This is a genomic window from Rhodococcus sp. NPDC057014 (assembly GCF_042673295.1).
Lineage (GTDB): Bacteria > Actinomycetota > Actinomycetes > Mycobacteriales > Mycobacteriaceae > Rhodococcus_F.
In genome coordinates this window covers 1-4,283 of sequence record NZ_JBHUSF010000496.1, presented here as the reverse complement: position 1 = coordinate 4,283, position 4,283 = coordinate 1, and the positions used below count along the sequence as shown (strand labels likewise).

Below are 4,283 nucleotides of genomic sequence, written 5' to 3'. Positions count from 1 at the left end.
ACCGTGATCAGTCGAGGTCGAACCGGTCGAGGTTCATCACCTTGTTCCACGCGGACACGAAGTCCTGCACAAACTTCTGCTGCGCGTCGTCGGTGGCGTAGACCTCGGCGAGAGCACGCAGTTGCGAGTTCGAACCAAACACCAGATCGACGGCGGTGGCGGTCCACTTGGCGTCGCCCGTGACCCGGTCGCTGCCCTCGTAGACGTTCTCGGCGGAGGCTGCTCCCTTCCACACCGTCCCCATGTCGAGGAGGTTGACGAAGAAGTCGTTGGTCAGCACCTCGGGCCGGTCGGTGAACACGCCGTGCGCCGTCTGCCCGAAGTTGGCGTTCAGCGCCCGCAGGCCGCCGATGAGGACCGTCAACTCGGGGGCGGTCAGGTTGAGCATGTAGGCCCGCTCGACCAGAAGCGCCTCGGCAGGCAACTTCTCTCCCGGCCGGAGGTAGTTGCGGAACCCGTCGGCCCTCGGTTCGAGCACCGCGAACGACTCGACGTCGGTCTGCTCCTGCGAGGCGTCGGTGCGCCCCGGCGTGAACGGAACCGTGATGTCGTGGCCGGCGCTCTTCGCCGCCTTCTCGACACCGGCGGCACCGGCCAGAACGATCAGGTCCGCGAGCGAGACCTTCACACCGCCGGACTGCGACGAGTTGAAGTCCTGCTGGATCTGTTCGAGGGTCTGCAGAACCTTGGACAGCTCGGCCGGGCTGTTGACCTCCCAATCCTTCTGCGGCGCAAGTCGGATCCGCGCCCCGTTGGCGCCGCCCCGCATGTCGGTGCCGCGGAAGGTGGCTGCCGACGCCCAGGCGGTGGACACCAGCTGGGAGATGGACAGCCCCGAATCGAGGATCTTGCCCTTCAGGGCGGCGATCTCGCTGTCACCGATCAACTGGTGATCGACGGCAGGGACCGGGTCCTGCCACAGCTGTGCCTCCGGGACCCACGGGCCGAGGTAGCGCGTGACCGGTCCCATGTCGCGGTGCAGCAGCTTGTACCACGCCTTGGCGAACGCGTCGGCGAACTCCTCCGGGTGGTCGAGCCAGCGGCGGGTGATCTTCTCGTACGCCGGGTCGATGCGCAGCGAGAGGTCCGTGGTCAGCATCGTGGGGGCGCGTCCCGCCGACGAATCGAAGGGGTCGGGAATCGTCCCCGCGCCCGCGCCGTCCTTCGCGGTCCACTGCCAGGCACCGGCGGGGCTCTTGGTGAGCTCCCACTCGTAGCCGTACAGGACCTCGAGGAAGCTGTTGTCCCACTTCGTCGGTGTGGGAGTCCACACGACCTCGAGACCGCTGGTGATCGCGTCCTTGCCGACGCCGGTGCCGTAGGCACTCTTCCAGCCCAGACCCTGCTGCTCGATCGGGGCGGCTTCCGGCTCCGGGCCGACCAGGTCGGCGTCGCCTGCGCCGTGGGTCTTGCCGAACGTGTGGCCGCCGGCGATCAGCGCGGCGGTCTCCTCGTCGTTCATCGCCATGCGGCCGAACGTCTCCCGGATGTCGCGGGCGGCGGCAAGTGGATCCGGCTGGCCGTTGGGCCCCTCCGGGTTCACATAGATGAGACCCATCTGCACGGCCCCGAGCGGACCCGAGAGGTCACGATCGCCGCTGTAGCGTTCGTCGCCCAGCCAGGTGTCCTCGGGACCCCAGTAAATCTCCTCGGGCTCCCAGATGTCCTCGCGCCCGAATCCGAATCCGAAGGTCTTGAATCCCATCGACTCCAGGGCAACGTTGCCGGCGAAGACGAGGAGGTCGGACCACGAGATCTGCTTGCCGTACTTCTGTTTCACGGGCCAGAGCAGGCGGCGGGCCTTGTCGAGGCTCGCGTTGTCGGGCCAGCTGTTGAGGGGCGCGAACCGCTGGGCGCCCTGACCGCCGCCGCCGCGGCCGTCGGCGATGCGGTAGGTGCCTGCGGCGTGCCAGCTCATCCGGATGAACAGGCCGCCGTAGTGGCCGAAGTCGGCGGGCCACCAGTCCTGCGAATCCGTCATCAGATCGGTGAGGTCACGCTTGAGTGCCTCGACGTCGAGTTTCGCGAACTCCGCTGCGTAGTCGAAGTTCTCGCCCATCGGGTTCGACTTGGACGAATGGGCGTGCAGGACCGACAGCTCCGGCTGGTTCGGCCACCAGTCGCGGTTCGTCCTCGGGCGGTGCGCCGTCGGAGTGGGGGACGGGATTGCGGGGTTTTCACTTTCACTGGTGCTCTGAGTGTTTCCCTCGTGAGCGACCGGGCAGCTATCGGACACAACATTCCTTCCGGGAGAGACCAATTTGGGCTGTTGGTCAGGGTTTCGATCGAGAAGTCTGTGTTGTCGAGCAGTCGGGGCACAGACCCCAGTAGATGACCTCGGCCTCCTCTACGAGGAAACCGTTGTCGTCGGACGCGGTCAGGCAGGGGGCCTCGCCGACGGCGCAGTCGACGTCCGCAATGGCCCCACACGACCGGCAGATCACGTGGTGGTGATTGTCTCCGACCCGCGACTCGTAACGAGCCACGGAGCCGGCCGGCTGTATCCGGCGCACCAATCCCACCGCGGTCACTGCGTGCAGCACGTCGTACACGGCCTGCCGGGACACCCCGTCCAGAACCGTGCGCACCGCGCCGAAAATCGTCTCCGTATCGGCGTGCGGACGTGCGTGCACCGCCTCCAACACCGCGACCCGCGGGCGGGTCACGCGAAGCTCAGCCCCGCGCAGTAACGCTGCGTAATCCGGCATCGACGGCACCCACCCACTATGACCTACTTTTCTGGACTCAGTAAAGAGTTTGCGGAAACAATTTGCCGTGACTTCAACTTACATACAAATGGTGGCCCGATCATCGGCGAGTGCTCCGACAACCCGTCGGGGAAGCTCGAGGGTGACCACGACCGACGGAACCGAATCCGGAGAGGACACTCCGACGATGCCACCCGACGGCACGAGCGACAGTCCGCCGCCACCGCCGCCGGTGGCCACGATGTGCACGTTCCACACGCCGTGGCGAATCGTCAGCGGCACACCGTGGATTCCGCCGGAAGGGGATTCTCCGCTGTTGTCGAAGTAAGTGCAGGTGACCGTTTTGCCGGACTGGGTGCATTGCAACGGCAATTGCGCCAACGGTCACCGAGCGCGACACCCCACCCACGACACTTCGATACGGAACGGGCCCAACGTGACTGGCGGGGCTGACCCCGTCAGTACCAGTACTTACGTCCGCCCACCTTGCGGCCCATCAGCCCGAGGAGCAGGAGGAGAAGGCCGACTGCGCCGACGACGAGGCCTGCGATCCATAATGACGAGATCTTGACGACCAAGCCGACGACGATGAGCACCACACCGATTGCGATCATGGCCAATTCCTCTGTGAGAGTGGCTCGGGCTTTTACGCGAATCCTAGGCGCAGGAAGCCGTCGACGTCAGGGAACCGCAGCGGCTGATCACGCGGCCGGCCCGGTGTCGCCCGGGGAGACGATGCCGTGATCGAACGCGTAGACGATGGCCGCCGCGCGATCGCGGAGGTCGAGCTTGAGGAAGATGTGCCCGACGTGACTCTTCACGGTCACACCCGAGATGCCCAGTTCACGCCCGATCTCGCCGTTGCTGTGGCCGCGCCCGACGAGTGCGAGCACGTCGAGTTCCCGGGCGGTCAATTCGGTGAGGCGGTGGCGGTCCCCGTCGGTTGACGGCGCGACGGCGCGGTACGTGGCGAGAACCCGTCCGGTCACGGCCGGGTCGAGGCAGGCGCCGCCGTCGGCGACAGTGCGTACGGCGCGAATCAGATCCTCCGCCGGTGAATCCTTGAGGATGAACCCCGTGGCACCGGCGCGCAGCGATCCGGACAGCAGTTCGTCGTCGTCGAACGTGGTGAGCACCAACACCGGCGGCGGCTGAGCGGCCGAGCGGAGTTCGCGGGTGGCCTGGATGCCGTCGACCTTCTTCATCCGCAGATCCATGAGCACGACATCCGGGGTGTGCTCCGCCACCGCGCCCGGCACCTCCGAGCCGTCTGCGCATTCGCCGACGATCACGAAGCCGTCCTTGCGCCGAAGGATCCGGCGCAGCCCCGACCGCACCAGTTCCTGGTCGTCGACCAGCAGCACCCTGATCTCCGGGCCCGTCACGACAGTCCCGGAAGGTGACGGAGAATCGCCGGACGGCACGAGTCTCGGGGCAGTGGCACCGCCGCGTGCACCGACCATCGCCCGCCGTCCGGGCCTGCGTGGAGGGTGCCACCGAGCAATGTGGCGCGCTCGCGCATGCCCCGCAGACCGGAACCGCGTGCGCGGCCGGGTGCCGGCCCCCCGCCGCGGA

The 4,283-nt window shown here is 67.0% G+C and carries 5 protein-coding genes and 1 pseudogene; all 6 read right to left on the bottom strand.

What is annotated here, in order from left to right:
- Nucleotides 1-7 precede the first annotated feature (7 nt).
- Nucleotides 8-2,236, bottom strand: a complete 2,229-nt coding sequence (gene katG, locus ACFTZB_RS43625; protein WP_378441920.1) for a catalase/peroxidase HPI — start codon at nucleotides 2,234-2,236, stop codon at nucleotides 8-10.
- A 37-nt stretch (nucleotides 2,237-2,273) separates the two neighbouring features.
- Nucleotides 2,274-2,717: a Fur family transcriptional regulator gene (locus ACFTZB_RS43620; RefSeq protein ID WP_087555081.1), complete on the bottom strand. Its 444-nt coding sequence runs from the start codon at nucleotides 2,715-2,717 to the stop codon at nucleotides 2,274-2,276.
- A gap of 69 nt (nucleotides 2,718-2,786) precedes the next feature.
- Nucleotides 2,787-2,990, bottom strand: coding sequence for a hypothetical protein (locus tag ACFTZB_RS43615; protein ID WP_378441917.1), 204 nt, complete (start codon nucleotides 2,988-2,990; stop codon nucleotides 2,787-2,789).
- Nucleotides 2,991-3,166: 176 nt separating this feature from the next.
- Entirely contained in the window at nucleotides 3,167-3,322 is a 156-nt protein-coding gene (locus ACFTZB_RS43610) for a hypothetical protein (protein ID WP_378441915.1), read from the bottom strand.
- A gap of 87 nt (nucleotides 3,323-3,409) precedes the next feature.
- The gene (locus tag ACFTZB_RS43605; RefSeq protein WP_378441922.1) at nucleotides 3,410-4,072 is read right to left on the bottom strand and encodes a response regulator; all 663 of its coding nucleotides are present in this window, start codon (nucleotides 4,070-4,072) and stop codon (nucleotides 3,410-3,412) included.
- A gap of 17 nt (nucleotides 4,073-4,089) precedes the next feature.
- Nucleotides 4,090-4,283: pseudogene (locus ACFTZB_RS43600) on the bottom strand (two-component sensor histidine kinase); the annotation flags it as partial.

Coding starts and splice junctions, on each gene's coding strand:
- ACFTZB_RS43610 (WP_378441915.1), bottom strand. CDS start 3,322: ATGATCGCAATCGGTGTGGTGCTCATCGTCGTCGGCTTGGTCGTCAAG.